The sequence below is a fragment of the Blastococcus saxobsidens genome, from assembly GCF_010682065.1.
Taxonomy (GTDB): Bacteria; Actinomycetota; Actinomycetes; order Mycobacteriales; family Geodermatophilaceae; genus Blastococcus; species Blastococcus saxobsidens_B.
Window position 1 is genome coordinate 26,993 of sequence record NZ_JAAGWG010000026.1, and the last position, 19,344, is coordinate 46,336.

19 protein-coding genes are annotated in these 19,344 nt (G+C 73.8%); 9 read left to right on the forward strand and 10 right to left on the reverse strand.

What is annotated here, in order from left to right; all coding sequences use genetic code 11:
• Positions 1–67: 67 nt before the first annotated feature.
• Together ettA and GCU60_RS15795 are read left to right on the forward strand one after the other, a co-directional pair.
• Positions 68–1,738 carry an energy-dependent translational throttle protein EttA gene (ettA, locus tag GCU60_RS15790; protein WP_163206945.1) on the forward strand — a complete coding sequence of 557 codons (1,671 nt, stop codon included), beginning with the start codon at positions 68–70 and terminating at the stop codon, positions 1,736–1,738.
• Positions 1,739–1,938: 200 nt separating this feature from the next.
• On the forward strand, positions 1,939–2,577 hold the full coding sequence (locus GCU60_RS15795; protein ID WP_204262146.1) for a maleylpyruvate isomerase family mycothiol-dependent enzyme: 639 nt from the start codon (positions 1,939–1,941) through the stop codon (positions 2,575–2,577).
• 24 nt (positions 2,578–2,601) lie between these two features.
• Here GCU60_RS15795 and GCU60_RS15800 read toward each other — a convergent pair whose 3' ends face one another.
• Positions 2,602–3,033 (reverse strand): protein-tyrosine phosphatase family protein, encoded by a 432-nt coding sequence (locus GCU60_RS15800; RefSeq protein ID WP_163206947.1) that lies wholly within the window; start codon positions 3,031–3,033, stop codon positions 2,602–2,604.
• Between the two features lie 71 nt (positions 3,034–3,104).
• Here GCU60_RS15800 and GCU60_RS15805 point away from each other — a divergent pair, with 71 nt between their 5' ends.
• Complete coding sequence (locus tag GCU60_RS15805; protein ID WP_345770637.1) at positions 3,105–3,518, forward strand: acyl-CoA thioesterase; 414 nt, start codon at positions 3,105–3,107, stop codon at positions 3,516–3,518.
• Between the two features lie 113 nt (positions 3,519–3,631).
• Here the strand turns inward: GCU60_RS15805 and GCU60_RS15810 are convergent, their stop codons facing one another.
• The 8 genes from GCU60_RS15810 to GCU60_RS15845 all read right to left on the reverse strand — a co-directional run bounded on the left by GCU60_RS15810 (position 3,632) and on the right by GCU60_RS15845 (position 11,840).
• Entirely contained in the window at positions 3,632–4,165 is a 534-nt protein-coding gene (locus GCU60_RS15810; protein ID WP_345770638.1) for an MOSC domain-containing protein, read from the reverse strand.
• Complete coding sequence (locus GCU60_RS15815) at positions 4,162–4,803, reverse strand: energy-coupling factor transporter transmembrane component T family protein (protein WP_163206950.1); 642 nt, start codon at positions 4,801–4,803, stop codon at positions 4,162–4,164. Before GCU60_RS15815 ends, GCU60_RS15810 begins: the two co-directional genes overlap by 4 nt.
• Positions 4,803–5,537 (reverse strand): ATP-binding cassette domain-containing protein, encoded by a 735-nt coding sequence (locus GCU60_RS15820; RefSeq protein ID WP_163206952.1) that lies wholly within the window; start codon positions 5,535–5,537, stop codon positions 4,803–4,805. Before GCU60_RS15820 ends, GCU60_RS15815 begins: the two co-directional genes overlap by 1 nt.
• A gap of 5 nt (positions 5,538–5,542) precedes the next feature.
• Complete coding sequence (locus GCU60_RS15825; protein ID WP_163206954.1) at positions 5,543–6,109, reverse strand: biotin transporter BioY; 567 nt, start codon at positions 6,107–6,109, stop codon at positions 5,543–5,545.
• Between the two features lie 43 nt (positions 6,110–6,152).
• Positions 6,153–7,739 carry a glycoside hydrolase family 13 protein gene (locus GCU60_RS15830; RefSeq protein WP_345770639.1) on the reverse strand — a complete coding sequence of 529 codons (1,587 nt, stop codon included), beginning with the start codon at positions 7,737–7,739 and terminating at the stop codon, positions 6,153–6,155.
• A 42-nt stretch (positions 7,740–7,781) separates the two neighbouring features.
• Positions 7,782–8,216: a globin gene (locus GCU60_RS15835; protein ID WP_163206956.1), complete on the reverse strand. Its 435-nt coding sequence runs from the start codon at positions 8,214–8,216 to the stop codon at positions 7,782–7,784.
• Positions 8,213–9,589, reverse strand: coding sequence for an MFS transporter (locus GCU60_RS15840; protein WP_345770640.1), 1,377 nt, complete (start codon positions 9,587–9,589; stop codon positions 8,213–8,215). Before GCU60_RS15840 ends, GCU60_RS15835 begins: the two co-directional genes overlap by 4 nt.
• Before the next feature lie 169 nt (positions 9,590–9,758).
• Positions 9,759–11,840, reverse strand: coding sequence for a prolyl oligopeptidase family serine peptidase (locus tag GCU60_RS15845; protein ID WP_163206958.1), 2,082 nt, complete (start codon positions 11,838–11,840; stop codon positions 9,759–9,761).
• A 233-nt stretch (positions 11,841–12,073) separates the two neighbouring features.
• Here GCU60_RS15845 and GCU60_RS15850 point away from each other — a divergent pair, with 233 nt between their 5' ends.
• From GCU60_RS15850 to GCU60_RS15870, 5 genes are read left to right on the forward strand one after another with little or no spacing between them, the layout of a single operon-like run.
• Positions 12,074–12,601, forward strand: a complete 528-nt coding sequence (locus GCU60_RS15850) for an HNH endonuclease (protein WP_163206959.1) — start codon at positions 12,074–12,076, stop codon at positions 12,599–12,601.
• Complete coding sequence (locus GCU60_RS15855) at positions 12,598–13,461, forward strand: SCO6745 family protein (RefSeq protein ID WP_163206961.1); 864 nt, start codon at positions 12,598–12,600, stop codon at positions 13,459–13,461. The genes GCU60_RS15850 and GCU60_RS15855 overlap by 4 nt, the downstream gene beginning before the upstream one ends.
• A 24-nt stretch (positions 13,462–13,485) precedes the next feature.
• Positions 13,486–14,919, forward strand: coding sequence for an amidase (locus GCU60_RS15860; protein ID WP_163206962.1), 1,434 nt, complete (start codon positions 13,486–13,488; stop codon positions 14,917–14,919).
• 30 nt (positions 14,920–14,949) lie between these two features.
• Positions 14,950–15,342, forward strand: a complete 393-nt coding sequence (gene ctaJ, locus GCU60_RS15865) for an aa3-type cytochrome oxidase subunit CtaJ (protein WP_163206964.1) — start codon at positions 14,950–14,952, stop codon at positions 15,340–15,342.
• A gap of 40 nt (positions 15,343–15,382) precedes the next feature.
• The gene (locus tag GCU60_RS15870) at positions 15,383–15,841 is read left to right on the forward strand and encodes a DUF5130 family protein (RefSeq protein ID WP_163206966.1); all 459 of its coding nucleotides are present in this window, start codon (positions 15,383–15,385) and stop codon (positions 15,839–15,841) included.
• Positions 15,842–15,928: 87 nt separating this feature from the next.
• On the opposite strand, the gene pepN is transcribed toward GCU60_RS15870, so the two are convergent.
• Complete coding sequence (gene pepN, locus GCU60_RS15875) at positions 15,929–18,481, reverse strand: aminopeptidase N (RefSeq protein WP_163206968.1); 2,553 nt, start codon at positions 18,479–18,481, stop codon at positions 15,929–15,931.
• Between the two features lie 139 nt (positions 18,482–18,620).
• Between pepN and GCU60_RS15880 the strand changes: the two genes are divergently transcribed.
• Positions 18,621–19,286: a DsbA family protein gene (locus GCU60_RS15880; protein WP_163206970.1), complete on the forward strand. Its 666-nt coding sequence runs from the start codon at positions 18,621–18,623 to the stop codon at positions 19,284–19,286.
• Positions 19,287–19,344: the final 58 nt, after the last annotated feature.

The window sequence follows — 19,344 nt, forward strand, 5'->3', positions numbered from 1 at the left end:
CGGGGTGGGGCCGCGAACCGGCGGTCCCGCCCCCGCTCGCGAAGACGACGGAAGGCTCGGCACGCCAGTGGCTCAGTACATCTACACGATGGTCCGTGCGCGCAAGGCGCACGGCGACAAGGTGATCCTCGACAACGTCACCCTGTCGTTCCTGCCCGGCGCCAAGATCGGCGTGGTCGGCCCCAACGGCGCCGGCAAGTCCACCGTCCTCCAGATCATGGCCGGCATGCAGCAGCCCTCCAACGGTGAGGCGACGCTCGCGCCCGACGCGACCGTCGGGATCCTGCTGCAGGAGCCGCCGCTCAACGAGGCCCTCGACGTCCGGGGCAACGTCGAGGAGGCGGTCAAGCCGCTCCGCGACGCGCTGCGCCGCTTCGAGGAGGTCAGTGCGGCGATGGGTGAGCCCGACGCCGACTTCGACTCGCTGCTGGCCGAGCAGGGCGAGCTCATGGAGGTCATCGAGAACAACGACGGCTGGGAGCTCGACGCCCGCATCGAGCAGGCCATGGACGCGCTGCGCTGCCCGCCGGGCGACGCCGACGTCACGGTCCTCTCCGGTGGTGAGCGTCGCCGCGTCGCGCTGTGCAAGCTGCTGCTCGAGGCGCCGGACCTGCTGCTGCTCGACGAGCCCACCAACCACCTCGACGCCGAGAGCGTGGCGTGGCTGGAGCAGCACCTGGAGAAGTACGCCGGCACCGTCGTCGCCGTCACACACGACCGGTACTTCCTGGACAACGTGGCCCAGTGGATCCTCGAGCTCGACCGCGGGCGCGCCTACCCCTACGAGGGCAACTACTCCACCTACCTGGAGACCAAGGCTGCCCGCCTGCAGGTCGAGGGGGCCAAGGACGCCAAGCGCGCCAAGCGGCTCAAGGAGGAGCTGGAGTGGGTCCGCTCCGGCGCGAAGGCCCGCCAGGCCAAGAGCAAGGCGCGCCTCGCCCGGTACGAGGAGATGGCCGCGGAGGCCGACAAGTTCCGCAAGCTGGACTTCGAGGAGATCCAGATCCCGCCGGGCCCGCGCCTGGGCAGCGTCGTCGTCGAGACCAAGAACCTGACCAAGGGCTTCGGCGACCGCGTGCTGATCGACGACCTGTCGTTCACCCTGCCGCGCAACGGCATCGTCGGCGTCGTCGGCCCGAACGGCGCCGGCAAGACCACGCTGTTCAAGATGCTGGTCGGCGAGGAGAAGCCCGACGAGGGGGAGATCAAGGTCGGCGAGACCGTCAAGCTCTCCTACGTCGAGCAGAGCCGCGGCGGCATCGACCCCAAGAAGACGCTGTGGGACGTCGTCTCCGACGGCCTCGACCACATCAAGGTCGGCAACGTGGAGATGCCCTCGCGGGCCTACGTCGCGGCGTTCGGCTTCAAGGGCCCGGACCAGCAGAAGCCGGCCGGCGTGCTGTCCGGTGGTGAGCGCAACCGGCTGAACCTGGCGCTGACCCTCAAGCAGGGCGGCAACCTGCTGCTGCTCGACGAGCCGACCAACGACCTCGACGTGGAGACGCTCACCAGCCTCGAGAGCGCGCTGCTGGACTTCCCCGGCTGCGCCGTCGTGGTCAGCCACGACCGGTGGTTCCTCGACCGGGTCGCCACCCACATCCTCGCCTACGAGGGCGACTCCAAGTGGTTCTGGTTCGAGGGCAACTTCGCCGACTACGAGAAGAACAAGATCGAGCGGCTCGGCCAGGAGGCCACCCGGCCGCACCGCGCGACCTACCGCAAGCTCAGCCGGGACTGACGAAGGACCCCGCTGCCCCCCACGCTCGGCGTGGGCCCCTGCAGCGTGGCCGTGCCATCCCTCGCCGTCGGCCGGCGTGGAGCAGCTGCTCCGCGCCGGCTGACGGCGTTCCTGGCCAGGGCGCGCGGCGGGGTCTCGCCAGGCTGACGCCGACGGCCTAGCCTCGCGCCAGACCTGCCACGCACCGGTGCGGCATCGACATGGCGGGAGCCGCGATGGGCGTGATGGCACTGGCCCGAGCGGAGCGCGAGGACCTTCGGAACCTGCTGGGCGGGCTCACCCCGGAGCAGTGGCAGGCACCATCGCTGTGCACCGGCTGGTCGGTGCACGACGTGGTCGCGCACATGCTCAGCTACGAGGAGCTCGGCCCCCGGCAGCTCGTCGAACGCTTCGTCCGTGGGCGGCTCCGGATCGACGGCGTCAACGCCGTCGGACTCTTGGAGTACGCGCGCCGCAGCCCCGCCGAACTGCTCCAGCTGCTGGACGCCTACCTGACCCCGGCCGGGCTGACCGCCGGGATGGGCGGGGCGATCGCCCTGACCGACGGCATGATCCACCAGCAGGACATCCGCCGGCCGCTCGGCCTGCCCCGGTCGATCCCAGCGGAGCGGCTGGTCCCTGCCCTGCGCACCGCGCTGTTCGCGCCGACGCTGCTCGGGGTCCTCCGCGTCCGCGACGTCCGCCTGGTGGCCACCGACATCGACTGGACCTTCGGACGCGGGCCCGAGGTCACCGGACCGGGCGAGGCGATCCTCATGACGGTGGCCGGCCGCCGTGGAGTCCTCGGCGAACTCTCCGGACCGGGCCAGGAACGGCTCGCCCGCCGGCTCGGCGGCTGAGTGCCGCCGCCGCTCCGCGCTCCGTCAGGCGAGGAAGCCGGCGACGAAGCGGCGCTGCGCTCGGGTCTCCACCGCCCGCAGCCGGTAGCGCGCGCGGACGAAGTCGACGGCGTCGGCGGTCGGCACCCCGTCCAGCACCGCCAGGCACGCCAGCGCGGTGCCGGTGCGGCCGGTGCCGCCGCCGCACGCGACCTCGACCCGCTCGCCCACCGCCCGCTCCCACGCCTCCGTCAGCGCGTGCCGCAGGTCCGCCGGGTCCCGCGGCAGCCGGAAGTCCGGCCACCGCACCCACCGGCCGTCCCAGTCCAGCGGCCCGCCCGGTCGCCGGGCCAGATAGACGCCGAACCCGGGCACCGCACCGGCAGGCAGCGGCGCACGCAGGCCCCGTCCGCGCACCAGGCGGCCGGACGGCAGCGCGAGCACACCGGGTGCTGTTGCGTCCCAGGGCTCGTCCACCCACCGGAGGCTAGGCCGCGAACCGGGGCCGGTTCCCTCCCGCGCGGTCGGCGTAGGGCAGGGTGCTCGGTGTGAGGCACACCGTGCACGTCCCGATGCGCTGGTCGGACATGGACGCCTACCAGCACATCAACAACGTCGCCTTCCTCGGCTACTTCGAGATGGCCCGCGTGAACCTGTTCTTCGAGCAGCCCACGCACGACGAGAAGACCGGGATGCGTCGTGGTCTCGTCGTCGCCTCGCACGAGATCGCCTACAAGCGGTCGGTCGTCTACGACCAGGATCCGTTGGAGATCCAGCTCTGGGTGTCCGGCGTCCGCGCGGCGGCCTTCACCTGCCACTACGAGCTGTTCGATCACGGCGCGCTCGCCGTCACCGGCAGCACGCTGCTGGTCCCGTTCGACTTCTCGCTGAACCGGCCGCGCCGGCTCACCCCGGAGGAGAAGGAGTTCCTCGCCCGCTGGGCCGACGAGCCGGGCGGCTAGCGAGCAGGTCGGGAGGGCCTGCGGACAGTCCGCCTCTGCTCCCTCAGGTGAGCAGAGGGAGAGCGTGCCGGGTGAGGGTCTGCAGCCGTCGACGAGGCGCCGCGGGCGCCCGTTCAGCCGTTGACGATCCGCGGCACCGGGCGGTCGGCGCCGGCGGGAGCGCCGCGCCGGGCCGCCTCCTCGTCCGGGACCGGCCGCACGACCGCGCCCTCGGTGACCAGCCCGCCGCCGAAGACGGCCGCGTTGATCCCGCCCCGGTTCACCATCGCCTTGACCAGCTTCAGCCCGGTCAACCGCTCCAGGTGCGTGCACGGCGGGCAGCGCTTCATGCCGAACAGCAGCGCGTCACCCACCGCGAACCAGCTGCCGACCAGCGACGGCAGCTCGATCCCCGAGGTCACCAGGTTTCGCCGGGTGTCGCCGGGGGAGAGGTCGGCACCCACCTCCGCCGCGACGGCCGCGACGTCGTCCCGGTCGATGAGCGTCAGCTGCTTCTCCAGGTCCGGGTACTGCGCCCACGTCCCGCCGCCGAGGGCGTACCGGTCGCCCTCCAGACCGGCGCCGGGCAGCAGCCGGCCGCCCGGCACCCGCCGCATCGGGGAGCCGGCCGCGCCGGTCAGCCAGATCTCGCGCACGGTCCCGGTCACGAGGCCACCGCCGGGCGACGCCGTGGACGGCGGGCCGGTGCGTCGTCCGCGCCGCGGGCGTCCAGCGCCTCACCGACCGTGGCCGCCATCCGCAGCACCTGCACCAGCAGCGGGACCGCCATGCCCCACCGCAGGCGGTCCGCCCCCCGGGCGGCCTGTGCCTCCCGGATCCGGGCGGCCCGCTCGGCGACCAGCGGGATGAAGCGCAACGTCATGGCGATGACCAGCCCGATCCGCGCCGGTCGCACGCCGAACACCCGCAGCGGCGAGGCCAGCCATTCCACGACCGCCACCAGCGCGGTGACCCGGGTCGTCGCCGTCACCACGGCGGCCGCCACGAGCAGCGCGAGCAGCCGCAGCACCGCGACCGTGCCGGTCCGCAGATCGGTGACCAGCAGGTGGAAGACGAACAGCACCGCAAGCCAGAGCCAGACCGGGCGCACCTGCGCCGCCAGCGCCCGCCACGGCAACCGCGCGGCGCCCAGCCCGACGGCCAGCGCCACGACCAGCGCACCGCCCACGACCGCCGGCCGCTCGGTGAGGAAGAGCCCCACCCCGAGCGCCGCGAGCAGCCCCAGCTTGACCCCGGCCGGCGCCCGGTGGACGACGCTGTGCCCCGGCACGTAGAGCGACAGCATCAGTCCATCCTCGCCACGTACCAGGGCACCGTCTCGCCGGGGGCTCCGTCGGCCGCCACCCGCCCGTCCTCGACCACCAGCACGCGGTCGAAGCCGGCGAGCAGGTCGAGGTGGTGGGTGACGACGACGACGTCCTGCTCCAGCTCCTCGATCACCCGGGCCACCCGCCGCGTGTTGGCCAGGTCCAGCAGGGTCGTCGGCTCGTCGAACACGATCCGCTGGGGTCGCATCGCCAGCACGCCGGCGATCGCCAGCAGCTGCTTCTGCCCGCCGGAGAGCAGGTGCGCGGGATGGTCGCGGTGCCCGGCCAGCCCGTAGCGGTCGAGCATCTCCTCGACCCGCCGCTCGATCTCCTCGGCGGGCACGCCCTGGTTGTGCGGGCCGAAGGCGAGGTCCTCGGCCACGGTGGGGTGCACGATCTGCGCGTCCGGGTCCTGGAACACGAAGCCGACCCGCCGGCGTACCGCCCGCGCCTGGGTCCGGGTGTCCAGGCCGTCGACGAGCACGGTGCCCGACGTGGGTACGACCAGGCCGTTGAGCAGCCGGGCGAACGTGCTCTTCCCGGAACCGTTGGCGCCGATCACGCCCACCCGCCGCTCGGTGAGGGTGAGCGAGACGTCGGCGAGCACGGTCCGGTCGCCGTAGTCGTGCCCGACGTCGCGCAGCTCGATCCCCGAGCCGAGCGCGACCGCCGGTGTCTCGGCGTCCGCCTCCGGACGCCGTCGCCACCGCACGCCGGTCAGCTCGCGGTGGCGCGCCGGGTCGGCAGCTCGATCACCGGGTAGGCGCGACGCACCGCCACGGCCACCAGCGAGGCGACGACGGCCTTGACCAGGTCGCCCGGGATGAACGTGAGCGAGCCGGTGAACGACGCCCACAGCGGCACGTCGCCGAAGAGGCTGGTGAACGGGATGCCGATCGCGTAGATCACGAGGATCCCGCCGATCATGTTGGCCACCAGCGCCCACGCCAGGTTGAACCGTCGCCAGAACAGCTGGGTCAGCAGCCCGATGACGAAGGCGGCGATGGGCCAGCTGTACAGGTAGCCCGCGGTCGGGCCGGCGAAGACGCTCAGGCCCCCGCGGCCGCCGGACAGGAGCGGCGCGCCCATGGCCACCAGGGCCAGGAAGACGAGCAGCGCCAGGCCGCCGCGCTTGGCGCCCAGCACCGACCCGGCGAGCATCACGCCCAGGGTCTGCGCCGTGATCGGCACGGGGAGGCCGGGCACGGGCACCGGCGGAATCAGACCCAGCACCGCGACGATGGCGGCGAACAGGGCGACGTAGGCGAGATCCCTGGACTTCACGCGGCGGAAGGTACCGGAGCCGTTCCGGAGGCCCGGCCGGCGGTCATGCCTGGAGCCACACCGCCGTGTCCTCGGGCACCGTCCCGCCGTCCACCGGCCCGCTGGCGAGCAGCACCCGGCCCTCCGGCAAGGGGACCTCGGCGCCCGACAGGTTCACCAGGCAGACCAGCCCGCCGGGACGGCGGAAGGCGACACAACCGTCGGGTGCCTGTAACCACTGCACATCCGCCCCGCTGAACACGGGGGCGGAAGCGCGCAGCTCGAGCGCCTTTCGATACAGCGACAGCATCGAACCGTCGTCGTCGCGCTGGGCCGCGGCCGTCAGCGCACCCCAGCCCTCGGGCATCGGCAGCCAGGTGTCCGGGTGCGTGGAGAATCCGTAGGAGGGCTCCGTGCCCGACCAGGGCACCGGGATCCGGCACGCGTCCCGGCCGCGCTCGGCGCCCTCGGAGCGGAACCAGATCGGGTCCTGGAGCACCTCGTCGGGGAGGTCGACGTCGGGCATGCCGAGCTCGTCGCCGTTGTAGAGGTAGGCGGCCCCCGGCAGCGCCAGCTGCAGCAGCGCGGCCGCCCGGGCCCGCCGCGTCCCGAGCTCCCCGTCGCCGTAGCGGGTGACGTGCCGCGGCCGGTCGTGGTTGGACAGCACCCAGCAGGCCGGTGCGGGCGTGCCGGCGACGGCGGCCAACGAGTGGGTGATCGCGTCGCGCAGGCCCTGGGGCGTCCACTCGGCGGTCAGCAGCTTGAAGTTGAACGCCAGCTGCAGCTCGTCCTCGCGCAGGTACTGGGCCAGCCGCTCGTCGTCGGACACCCAGACCTCGCCGACGGCCATGGTCCCCGGGTACTCCTCCAGCACCGCCCGGATGCGCCGGTGCACCACGTGCACGCCGTCCTGGTCGAAGCGGTGGTCGCCGGGCCCGTGGTCGTCGAGCAGACCGGTGTCGTCCATCGGCAGCATGTCCGGCAGCCCCTCGGGCTTGGCCATGCCGTGCGCCACGTCGATGCGGAAGCCGTCGACCCCGCGGTCGAGCCAGAAGCGCATCGTCTCCTCGAGGTCGGCGACCACCTCGGGGTTGGCGAAGTCCAGGTCCGGCTGCTCGGGCGCGAAGATGTGCAGGTACCACTGCCCGTCCGGCACGCGGGTCCAGGCCGGGCCACCGAAGACCGACGGCCAGTTGTTCGGCGGCTCGGCACCGTCGGGGCCGCGGCCGTCGCGGAAGATGTAGCGCGCCCGCTCCGGGGAGCCCGGCGCGGCGGTCATCGCCGCCTGGAACCACTCGTGGTCGTGCGAGCTGTGGTTGGGCACCAGGTCGACGGTCACCCGGATGCCCAGGGCGTGCGCCTCGGCGAGCATCGCGTCGAACTCCGCCAGGTCGCCGAACACCGGCTCGACGTCGCGCGGGTCGGCCACGTCGTAGCCGTGGTCGGCCATGGGCGAGGGGTAGAACGGGGTGATCCACAGCGCGTCGACACCGAGGTCGGACAGGTAGGGCAACCGCGCCCGGATGCCGGCGAGGTCGCCGACACCGTCACCGTTGCCGTCGGCGAAGCTGCGGATGTAGATCTGGTAGAAGACCGCGTCGCGCCACCAGTCGGCGTCGGTGGGCAGGGCAGTGGTCGGCCTCGGGGTCACCGGGCTCCTCGGGGTCGTGGATGTGCGCGGGCCGCGGTCGGCTCAGGCGGGGGAGAGATCCCCGTCGGCGTCGGCCGGGAAACGGTTCTGCATGCTGCGCGCCGCCATCTCCAGGTATCCCCAGAGGGTCGCGTCCTGCTCGGGGGTGAGGTCGAGGGAGTCGACGGCGTCGCGCATGTGGGTCAGCCAGGCGTCGCGCTCGACCGGGCCGATCGCGAACGGGGCGTGCCGCATCCGCAGCCGCGGGTGCCCGCGCTGCTCGGAGTAGGTGGCCGGCCCGCCCCAGTACTGCTCGAGGAAGCCGCGCAGTCGCGTCTCGGCGCCCTCCCAGTCGTCCTGGGGGTACATCGGCTGCAGCACCGGGTCGGTGCGGACGGCGGCGTAGAAGCGCTGCACGAGCGCGCGGAAGGTGGGCTCGCCACCGACCTCGTCGTAGAAGGTCCGCGCCGACGGCAGGGACCGCCTCGACTCGCTCATACCCCGGATGCTCCCTCGACCTCGACCGCGGCGGGCGCGGAGTTCCGCGTCCGCCGATAGGCAATCAGCGCCGGAGCGACCGCGATCATTCCGACCCCACCCGCAGCGGCGACCACCACCGAGGGGTCGACGACCTCGGCGGCGACGCCCGACAGCAGCGCCCCGATGCCCTGGATGCCGGCCAGACCGCTGGCCGCGACCCCGAAGGCGCGGCCCCGGTAGGCGCTGGGGACCGCCTGCACGAAGGCCACGTTGAGCGGGATCGTCCACGCGCTCGCCAGTCCGGAGAGGAAGAGCAGGCCCACGAGCACCCAGAAGGTGGCGGCGCCCGGATCGGCCAGCACGACGACCAGGCCGCCGGCCAGCACCGGCAGCAGGGAGAGGACGACGAGGGGCGCGACCAGCTTTTCCCGCCGGTCCGGCGCCACGAGCCGGGCGATCACCAGCCCGCCGATGGTGAGACCCAGCGGGTTCGCGGCCAGCAGGACGCCGACCGCCGTCACGCCCTGACCGATCTCCTCGACCAGCGGGGCGGCGATGCCCTCGGGCGCGTACAGGAAGCCGGTGGTCAGCCAGGCCACCGCGACGATGGCGAGCAACCGGGGGCTGCGCCCGATGAAGCGCAGCCCTTCGGCGGCGTCCCGCCACAGCGAGGTCGGCCCGTCCGGCCCTCCCTCGGCCGTCGGTGCGGGGCGGCGTTGCAGGCGGCTCCACAACCAGACGGCGGAGACGAGGAACGTGGCGGCGTCGACGAGCAGGGCGGTGCTGGGCGAGAAGACCGCGAGCAGGGCACCGCCGGCCAGGAAGCCGACCACCTGGGCCAGCTGCACGGTGATCCCGGTGAGCGAGGTGGCGACGGCGTAGCGGTCCCCGTCGAGCACGTCGGCCATGAGCGCCGCGCGGGCCGCCTCGAACGGTGGCGCGCAGAGGCCGACGACGAACAGGAGGGACAGCAGCAGCCACAGCGGTACGCCCGGGATGGCCATGAGCGCGACGAGCACCGCGCGGCCGGCGTCGGTGGAGATCAGCACCTGGTGCCGGGGGAACCGGTCGGCGAGCACCGACAGCAGCGGCCCGCCGAACAGCCAAGGCAGGTAGCCGATGGCGAAGGTCAGGGCCGCGAGCAGCGGGGAGTCGGTGCGCGCGTAGACCAGCACGGTGAGGGCCACGCGGGCCAGCTCGTCCCCGGCCGCCGAGAGCAGGAAGGTGCCGAACAGGGGCCGGAACTCCGGCACCGCGAACACCTCGCGGAACGTCGCCTGCCGTACTGGCGGGGTGGCGGCCTCGCCGTCCGGCGCCGTCCCGCTCAGCAGTGCCCCGTTCCCGTGCCCGTGGAGCTTCTCGCTGGCAGCGTTCCTCCGTCGTCCGCGCACCGGTGCGAACCGGAGCGGAGCCGCGGCTGCCGGTCGGCGTGGCCGATGCCCGCTCCCTCGTCAGCCGCAGGCACGGTGGGTGATCCGCTCATTACCGGAATCTTTACAGGTCGACGTCGTCTCGTCAGCTTCGGAACAGCGCGTGTTCCGCGTCTGACGGTGCGCGATCTCAGCTGGTGAGACCGGTGTGCGCGGCGAGGAAGGCCAGCTGGTCGGCGGCGAGCCCGACCGTCCGGCTGACGGCACGCGCGCCGTGCCCCACCGACGTCTCCCGGCGCAGCACGATCGGGGCGTCCGCGGCCGTGGCGTGCTGCAGCGCGGCGGCCAGCTTCCGCCCGTGCAACGGGTCCACCCGGGTGTCGGACTCGAACGTCGTGATGAGCACCGCCGGGTACCGCGTGCCCTCGCGGACGGCGTGGTACGGGGAGTACCCGAGCAGCCAGCGCAGCTCCTCCGGGTCCTCCGCGGTGCCGTACTCGTCGTTCCACGTCCGGCCCAGGCCGAACAGCTCGTACCGGACCATGTCCAGCAGCGGAGCGCTGCAGACGACGGCGGCCGCGAGCTCCGGCCGCTGGGTGAGCGTGGCGCCGACCAGCAGCCCGCCGTTGGACCCGCCCATCACCGCCAGTTGCTCGTGCGACGTCCAGCCCTGCGCGACGAGGTGCTCGCCGGCCGCGGCGAAGTCGTCGAACACGTTCTGCTTCCGCTCGCGCATGCCGGCGCGGTGCCACTCCTCACCGTGCTCGGACCCGCCGCGCAGGTTCGCCACCACCCAGACGCCGCCGGCGGCCACCCAGGACAGGGCCTGCGCCGAGTAGCCGGGGGTCAGCGACACGTTGAAGCCGCCGTAGCCGTAGAGCACCGTCGGCCGCGGGCGGTCCGGGCCGCCGGCGCCCGAGAGCACGAAGAGGTGCACCGGGGTGCCGTCCGCGCTGGTCGCGTGCGTCTCCACGACTGTCATCGCCGGGACCTCACCGGCCACCGGCGCCTTCTCCCACTCGGGAAGCGCCTCCGGCTCGCCCGCGTCCCAGCGCAGCACCGAGGGCGGTGTCGCGTAGTCGGTGTAGCCCACCCACGCGGTGGTGCCGCCCTGCGGCGGGGCGCTGACGCCGGAGATGCTGCCCGCCCCCGGCGCCGGGATCTCGGCGAGCCGGCCGGGGGAGGCGGACGAGCCCGGGCCGGCCCAGACCGACAGCCGATCGGTCGCGTCCACGGCGTGCACGGCCAGCACCCGCAGGTCGCCGTCCGGCCCGTCGACGAGGGCGATGTCGGAGAGCACGGCGCCTTCCTGCTGCGGCACGACGTCGCGCCAGGCCTCCGGCGCCCAGGTGGCCGGGTCCGCCGGGTCGGCGACGGCCAGCCGCCAGCGCGGGGTGCCCCGGTCGCTCATCAGCCACAGCCGCCCGTCGCGGGCCACCCACGCGGCGGTCTGCGCGTCGACGCCGACCTGGAACTCGCGCAGCGCGGGGTCGCCGGCCAGGTCGGCGAGCCAGACGTCGTCGCGCGGCGCGGTGCCGGCCGAGGCCGAGACGACCAGCCAGCGGCCGTCGGCGCTGGTGCGGACGCCGTAGTAGTTGGTCGGGTCCAGGCCCTCGCCGTGGACGCAGACGTCGTCGGCAGGGTCGCCGCCGACGCGGTGACGCCACACCCGGCGGTGGTACTGCTCCTCGCCGGCCGGCACCTGGTCCGGCGCCAGCCGGCGGACGTAGAACAGCTCCTCGCCGCCGGGCAGCCAGCCGACGGGGGAGTAGCGGCACCGGTCGACCGGTCCGTCGAGCAGCTCCCCGGTGGCGACGTCGAGGACGAAGAGCTGCGACTCCTCGTCCCCGCCGGTGCTCAGCTGGTAGGCCAGCCGGTCGCCCTCCCACGACGGCGACCACGCGTCGAGCGTCGTCGTCCCCTCGGGGTCCAGGGCCATCGGGTCGAGCAGCACCCGCACGGTGCCGTCGGCCTCGCGCACCCGCAGCACGGCGTGCTCCTGGCCGGGGTCGCGGCGGGTGGAGAAGGCACGGTCCCCGCGCCACACCGGCACCCCGACTGCACCGGCGTGCACCAGCTGCTCCAGGCGCTCGGCGAACCGGGCGCGCAGCGGGAGGGCCGACAGGACCTCGCCGGCCAGCGCGTCCTGCGCCTGCGACCACTCCTGGGTGCGGGGGTCGGCCGGGTCCTCCAGCCACCGGTACGGATCGGCGACGCGGTGGCCGTGCAGGTCGTCGACGAGGTCCAGGCGCGGGGCCTCCGGGTAGCGCATGCCGGGGACCGTAGCCGTGGCCACCGACAGCCCGCCGGGTACGTCGGGCGGACCGGCGCGAATTTCCACTGCGCCGAAGGGGGTCCCTCGGGTCAGAATGGGGCTGCCCGCGGGTCGCGCAGCACCCGGTGGTCCGGGGCGTCCGGAGGTGATCCGTGCCGCGTTCCGCGCCCGGGTCGTCGACGGCGGGTCACCCAGGCCCGCGTCGCGACCCCGTCCCGCCGCTCGTCCCCGTGCCCTCGCCCGCCACCACGGCGGCCACCCTGCTGCTCAACGCCACCTACGAACCGTTGTGCGTGGTGTCCAGCAGGCGGGCCATCGTCCTGGTCCTGGCCGCCAAGGCAGAGTCGGTGGACGTCGCAACCGACGTCGTCCACTCCGAGACCGTCAGCCTGCCGGTCCCGGTCGTCGCCCGGCTGACCCGCTACGTGCGGGTGCCCTACCCGGCGTCGGTGCCGCTGTCCCGGCGGGCGGTGTTCACCCGGGACGGCCAGACGTGCGTGTACTGCGGCAGCTCGGCAACCAGCATCGACCACGTCGTGCCGCGCAGCCGCGGTGGCACGCACACGTGGGACAACGTCGTGGCCGCCTGCCGGCGCTGCAACCACACCAAGGCCGACCGCTCGCTGGCCGAGCTCGGCTGGAAGCTGCCGCACCCGCCGCACACCCCGAGCGGTGCTGCCTGGCGCCTGCTCGGCACCCGGACGGTGGATCCGCGCTGGCGGGAGTGGCTGGGGGTCCCGGAGAGCGTCAGCGCATGAGCTCGGCCGCGACCGCACGCCGGCTGTGGGTGCTGGCCGAGCCCTTCCACGCGCTGACGTACTTCGCCGACGAGGCGCGGGACGCCTTCGCGGCGGCCGGGCTGCGCGGGTTCTGGGCGGGCTACTTCGCGGGCCGCGCGTCACCCCTGGGTGCCGTCGGCGCGGAGGTGGTCAGCGCGACGTTCGTCAACTTCGCCCCGGACTTCGTCGCCCGCCGGGTGCCCGGCGTCTGGGCCGACGCATCCCCGGCCACCGCGCTCCAGGCGCGGCTGGACGGCGTCGACGCGGCGGTCCGGCGGGTGTTCGGGGACGAGTGGGTGAGCTCTCCGGGGACCATCGAGGCGATGGAGCTGGCCGCGACGGCGGCCGCCGCGGTCGACGTCCCCGGGCGCCCCCTGGCCGCCGCCAACACCGCGGTGGTCGTACCCGGTGAGCCGCACCTGGTGCTGTGGCAGGCGCTCACGACGCTCCGGGAGCACCGCGGCGACGGGCACACCACCGCGCTGGTGCAGCGAGAGGTCGACGGGGTGCAGGCGCACGTGCTGGCGGCGGCGGCCGGGCGCTCCGACCGTGCGTGGCTGCAGAAGGCGTGGGGCTGGGACGACACCGCGTGGGACGGTGCCGTCGACGGGCTGACCGAGCGCCGCTGGCTGACCGGCGGTGAGCTGACCGACGAGGGGCGCGCCGTGGTCGCCGGGATCGAGGCGGACACCGACCGGCTGGCCCGCGGGCCGTGGCGGGCCCTCGGCGACCATGGCTGCGACCGGCTCGCCGAGCTGCTGCTCCCGGTTCGCCGGGCCGTCGTGGCCGCGGGGAACTGGCCCCTCGGCAACCCGATCGGCGTTCCCGACCTCGACTGAGCCCGGCGGGCTAACGTCCGCGCCATGTCGCAGCTGCACGACCTCACCGCGCTGGAGCAGGCCGCCGCCGTGCGGGCGAAAGAGGTCAGCCCGACCGAGCTCGTGGAGCACGCGCTCGCCCGCATCGACGCGCTGGACGTCGGGCTCGGCGCGTTCCTCACCGTGACCCCCGACCGCGCCCGGGCCCAGGCAGCCGAGGCGGAGGCGCGGCTGCGGGAGGGCGGGGAGCTGCCGCCGCTGCTCGGCGTCCCCACCGCGGTCAAGGACCTGAACAACACCGCCGGCGTCCGGACGACGTTCGGCTCGACCGCGCTGGCCGACTTCGTGCCGCAGGTCGACGACGCCGTCGTCACCCGGCTGGCCGCCGCCGGGACGATCAGCGTGGGCAAGACGAACACCCCCGAGTTCGGCTTCCCCTGCTACACCGACAACGAGCTCGTCGGGCCGGCCCGCTGTCCGTGGGACCCCTCACGGCTGGCCGGCGGGTCCAGTGGTGGGGCGGCGGTCGCCGTCGCCGCCGGCTTCGTGCCGTTCGCCCAGGGCAGCGACGGCGGCGGCTCGGTCCGCATCCCGGCCAGCATCAACGGCCTGTTCGGCATCAAGCCCAGCCGCGGGCGGATCAGCAACGCCCCGTACGGCAGCGAGGTGACCGGCCTGGGCACCAGCGGCCCGCTGGCCCGGACCGTGCGGGACGCCGCCGCGCTGCTGGACGCCATGGCCGGGCCGGAGATCGGCGACCCGTTCTGGGCTCCGCCGCTGCCGCCGGGGGAGACCTTCCTCGCCCTCGCCGACCGGGAGCCCGGCCGGCTGCGGATCGGCCGGTACACCGAGTCGGCCATGCCCGGCACGGAGCTGGAGCCGGAGGTGGCCGCGGCGTTCGAGGACGCCGGCCGGCTGCTGGAGTCGCTCGGGCACGTCGTCGAGGACGTGCCGCACGGGCTGCTCGACCCCGCGGTGCTGCCGTCCTTCGAGCGGGTCTGGGCGTTGAGCGCGACCACGCTCCCGGTCCCGCCCGACCGCGTCGACCGGCTCCAGCCGCTCACCCGGTGGATGCGCGACCGCGGCCTGGCACTGTCGGCGCGGGACGCGATGGAGGCGATGTTCGCGCTGCGGGTGTTCTCCCGGCAGTTCGTGCGCGCCACCGCCGGCTTCGACGTGCTGCTGGCGCCGGTGCTCACCATGACGCCGCGGCCGATCAGCTGGTTCACCGAGGACGGCGAGGGCGCCCCGGACTTCGAGCGGCAGAAGCGCTACGCCGCGTTCACCGCGCTGTTCAACGTCACGGGCCAGCCCGCGGTGAGCGTGCCGCTGCACTGGACGGACGGCGGCCTGCCGGTGGGCACCATGCTGGTGGGCCGCCCGGCCGACGAGGCGACGCTCGTCTCGCTGTCCGCTCAACTGGAGGCGGCGCGGCCGTGGGCGGGACGCCACCCCGCCGTCTGGACCGAGAGCCGGTGAATGGGAGCGGGCACCGGTAAGTTGTCCGGCGTGAACGTCGCCGAGACCATCCTCGTATTCGCGGCCATCCCGCTGGCCATCGTCGTCGTCCTCGCGCTGCTGACCCTCAAGCCCGGCGCCGATCGGCGTCCGCGGTACAAGCCGGGTCAGGCCTGGGACCACGCGCCGGTCTGGTACGAGCCGCACCCGGCGCACGCCGGTGGGCACGGTCCGGTGGCGGCGCACGGCCCCGCAGCCGTGCCCGGGAGCGGCACCGCGGCGCTGGGCTCCTCGATGTACCCGGAGCAGCCGGGCGAGCGCGCCCTCGACAGCGGCACCGGAGCCGGCCCCGCCGTCGGCGACGGCCACGTCCACGGTGGAGCCACCGCCGCCCGCGCCATCCAGCCCGCCGGCCCGCTCGGCGGCGCCCGCGGTACCTGGTGACCCTGACCGACGTCCCGACGACCACCCCCGGAGACCGGCGATGACCCGCCCGCTCGAAGTTGACTCCCACGACACCGCGACCAACCAGACCGCCGCCGCCCGTACCGACGAGGGCCGGCTGGACGAGGTCTTCAGCTTCCGCGAGCTGGCCCGCCTCGACGAGGCGCTGACCATGTCCTCCCGGGAGACCGGGCTGCACTTCACCCTCTACGTGGGTGAGCTGCGCACGCCCACCCGGACGCACGCCGAGGAGCTGCACGCCCGCTCGGGCGCCCACCCGACGGACTCGGTGCTGATCGCCGTCTCCCCGGGCCAGCGGGTCGTCGAGGTGGTCACCGGTGCCGGTGCCGCCCGGCGGCTGCCCGACCGCGCCTGCGCGCTGGCGGTGCTGTCGATGACGAGCTCGTTCTCCTCGGGTGACCTCGTCGGCGGCATCGTGAACGGCCTCCGCCAGCTGTCCGACCAGGCCGGTCACCCCGCGGGGCTGCGCACCCACTGACGCGCTGACGACGACGAAGGCGCCGCACCCGGCCGGGTGCGGCGCCTTCGTCGTTCTCGGTCCTGTGCGCCAGGGTTCCGAGGGGCGTCAGTGGGCGGCGTCGGCGTCCCGCTCGCGGGCACGCAGCGCCCGTGCGATGCCGTCCCGGCCCTCGAAGACCAGCCGGCGCAGCGCCGGCGGCTGCTCGCCGTCGGCCAGCCAGGCGTCGGCGGCCGCGATGGTGCGCGGCTCCACCACCGGCGGGAAGAGGTACTGGACGGCGTTCTTCGCGATCTCCCCGGGGCGGCGGTCCCACACCGGCCGGATCTCGGCGAAGTAGCGGTCGACGTAGCCGGCCGTCAGCTCGCGCTGAGCCGGGTGCCAGAACCCCTGCAGCAGCGCCTCGTGCACGGCGTTCGGGATCGACTCGTCGGTGAAGGCCTGCTGCCAGGCCTGCTCCTTCGACTCCGCGGTGGGCCGCAGCGCGCGGGCCGTGGCCGCCCGGCGGATGCCGGTCGCGGTGGCGTCCCGCTCCGCCTCGGCGTCGATCTCGGCGTCAACCGCGGCGCCGATCGCCACCAGCCCGTGCAGGAACGCCCACCGGGCGTCGGTGTCCACCGCGAGGCCCTCGACGGTCCGCGACCCGTCGAGCAGCCCGCGCAGCGCCGCCGCGTGCTCGTCGGAGCGGGCGGCGCTGGCGAGCGTCCGCGACCACAGCAGCTGCAGGTCGCTGTCGGCCGGCGCCGACTCGAGCGCGGCCAGCGCGTGGTCGGCCAGCTGCGCCCATCCGGTCGGCGCCCATGCCGGGTCGGCGAAGGACGACAACGCCGTCTGCACCCGGGCCAGCAGCGACTGGATGACGCTGCTCTCGCTCTCCGTCCCGATGCCTGCCAGCACGAGCTGCACCCACTCGCGGGCGGGCAGCTCCGCGTCGCGGGTCATGTCCCACGCCGCCGACCAGCAGAGCGCCCGGGCCAGCGGGTCGGGCATCGAGCCGATGCGGGCGCGCAGCGTCGCCAGCGAGCGCTCGTCGAGGCGCAGCTTGGCGTAGGTGAGGTCGTCGTCGTTGACGAGCACGAGGTCGGCCGCCGGGTGGCCGACCAGCTCCGGCACCTCGGTGCGCGCGCCGGCGACGTCGAGCTCCACCCGGTGGCTGCGGGTCAGCCCCTCGGGGCCCTCGCTGTAGAGGCCGACGGCCAGCCGGTGGTTGCGCAGCACCGGGTGCTCCGCGACGGCGGTCTGCTCGATCGCGAACGACGAGTAGCGGCCGTCCTCGCTCAGCTCGAACACCGGGCGCAGGGTGTTCACCTGGCTGGTGCGCAGCCACTGGTCGGCCCACTCCGACAGGTCGCGCCCGGAGCTCTCCGACAGCGGGCCCAGCAGGTCGGCCAGCGTGGTGTTGCCGTACTCGTGCTTGCGGAAGTACCGCCGCACGCCGGCGAGGAACTCGTCGCGCCCGACGTAGGCCACCAGCTGCTTGAGCACCGAGGCGCCCTTGGCGTAGGTGATGCCGTCGAAGTTCACCTCGACGGCGGCGACGTCGGGGATGTCGGCGGCGATCGGGTGGGTGGAGGGAAGCTGGTCCTGCGCGTAGGCCCAGGCCTTCTCGGTGTTGGCAAACGTCGTCCACGCGGTCGTGTACTCGGTGGCCTCCGCCTGGCACAGCGTGCTGATGTAGGTGGCGAAGGACTCGTTGAGCCACAGGTCGTCCCACCAGCGCATGGTCACCAGGTCGCCGAACCACATGTGGCCCAGCTCGTGCAGGATCGTCTCCGCGCGGCGCTCGTAGCGGGCCCGGCTGACCTTCGACCGGAAGACGTAGTCCTCCAGGAACGTGACCGCCCCGGCGTTCTCCATGGCCCCGGCGTTGAACTCCGGCACGAACAGCTGGTCGTACTTGTCGAACGGGTACGGGTAGTCGAACACCCGGTGGTAGAAGTCGAAGCCCTGCTTGGTGACGCGGAAGATCTCCTCCGGGTCGAGGAACTCCGCCAGCGAGGCCCGGCAGTACAGCCCGAGCGGGATGTTGTCGTGGGAGTCGGTGACCTTGGCGTACGGGCCGGCGATCAGCGCCACCAGGTAGGTGGAGATCCGCTTGGTCGCGCCGAAGTGCGCCAGCTGCGAGCCGCCCTCGCCGGCCTCGATGGTGCGGTCACCGCTGTTGGAGATGACCTGCCAGTCGAAGGGTGCCGTCACGTGCAGCGTGAAGGTGGCCTTCAGGTCCGGCTGGTCGAAGCAGGTGAACATGCGCTTGGCGTCGGCGGGCTCGAACTGCGTGTAGAGGTACACCTGGCCGTCGACGGGGTCCAGGAAGCGGTGCAGCCCCTCGCCGCTGTTGGAGTACCGGCAGTCCGCCGTCACCACCAGGGTGTTCTTCTCCGCGAGCCCGGGCAGCGGCAGGCCGCCGTCCTCGGTGTAGCCGGTCACGTCGAGCTCGGTGCCGTTCAGCGTCGCCGAGAGCACGTTCTCGGCCACGAGGTCGATGAACGTGTCGGCGCCGGCCTGGCGGGAGGTGAACTCCACGGTGGTGGTCGAGCGGAAGGTGCGGTCACCGGGGTGCCCTGCGCCGTCGGTCACGTCCAGCTGGATGTCGTAGCTCTGGACGGCGAGCAGCTCCGCGCGGGCAGCAGCGTCGGTGCGGGTCAAGTTGGGTACAGCCACGTCGGCAGCTTGTCATGGGCCGGTGCAGGTCCGCCTGCCGCTCCCGGGGAGCGACCGCGGGGAACAAGCGCCGAGCGGCCGGACTTGGCAGCCACAGACGACGCCGGGCGCGGTCCGGCCGAACAACCGAGGAGAACGCATGACCGAGGCAGTGCAGAGCGCCCCCACCAAGGCCCGCGTGGACTTCTGGTTCGACCCGCTGTGCCCGTGGGCCTGGCTGACCAGCCGCTGGGTGCTCGAGGCCGCCAAGGTCCGCGACATCGACCTGCACTGGCACGTCATGTCCCTGGCGGTGCTCAACCGCGGGCGCGACCTGCCCGAGGAGTACCAGGAGATGATGACGAAGGCCATCGGCCCGGTGCGGGTGGCGATCGCGGCCGCGCAGCAGCACGGCGACGAGGTGCTCGGTGACCTCTACACCGCGATGGGCACGCTGCGGCACCACGAGGAGCTGGAGCTCGACGAGCTCATCGCCCCGGCCCTGGAGCGCGTCGGTCTGCCGGCCGAGCTGGCCGCCGCCGCGGAGTCGACCGAGTACGACGAGGCCCTGGAGAAGAGCCACCACGCGGGCATGGACCCGGTGGGCGACGACGTCGGCACCCCCGTCATGCACATCGACGGCGTGGCCTTCTTCGGCCCGGTGATCAGCAAGGTGCCCACGGGCGAGGACGCCGGCAAGGCGTTCGACGGCGCGGTGCTGCTGGCCAACCTCCCGGACTTCTGGGAGCTCAAGCGCTCCCGCACGGTGGGCCCGGACATGTCGTCGGTGCCGGCGGACGCCCTGGAGCTCACCCGCTCCCGCTGACGACCCTGTGCTTTTCCGCGGAAAAGCACAGGAGCTTTTCCGCGGAAAAGCTCGGCTC

Excerpts from the sequence above, each read along its gene's own strand:
- GCU60_RS15795 (WP_204262146.1), top strand. The coding sequence starts at position 1,939 with ATGGCGGGAGCCGCGATGGGCGTGATGGCACTGGCCCGAGCGGAGCGC.
- GCU60_RS15815 (WP_163206950.1), bottom strand. The coding sequence starts at position 4,803 with ATGCTGTCGCTCTACGTGCCGGGGCACAGCGTCGTCCACCGGGCGCCG.
- GCU60_RS15835 (WP_163206956.1), bottom strand. The coding sequence starts at position 8,216 with ATGAGCGAGTCGAGGCGGTCCCTGCCGTCGGCGCGGACCTTCTACGAC.
- GCU60_RS15845 (WP_163206958.1), bottom strand. The coding sequence starts at position 11,840 with ATGCGCTACCCGGAGGCCCCGCGCCTGGACCTCGTCGACGACCTGCAC.
- GCU60_RS15855 (WP_163206961.1), top strand. The coding sequence starts at position 12,598 with ATGAGCTCGGCCGCGACCGCACGCCGGCTGTGGGTGCTGGCCGAGCCC.
- GCU60_RS15860 (WP_163206962.1), top strand. The coding sequence starts at position 13,486 with ATGTCGCAGCTGCACGACCTCACCGCGCTGGAGCAGGCCGCCGCCGTG.
- GCU60_RS15870 (WP_163206966.1), top strand. The coding sequence starts at position 15,383 with ATGACCCGCCCGCTCGAAGTTGACTCCCACGACACCGCGACCAACCAG.
- GCU60_RS15880 (WP_163206970.1), top strand. The coding sequence starts at position 18,621 with ATGACCGAGGCAGTGCAGAGCGCCCCCACCAAGGCCCGCGTGGACTTC.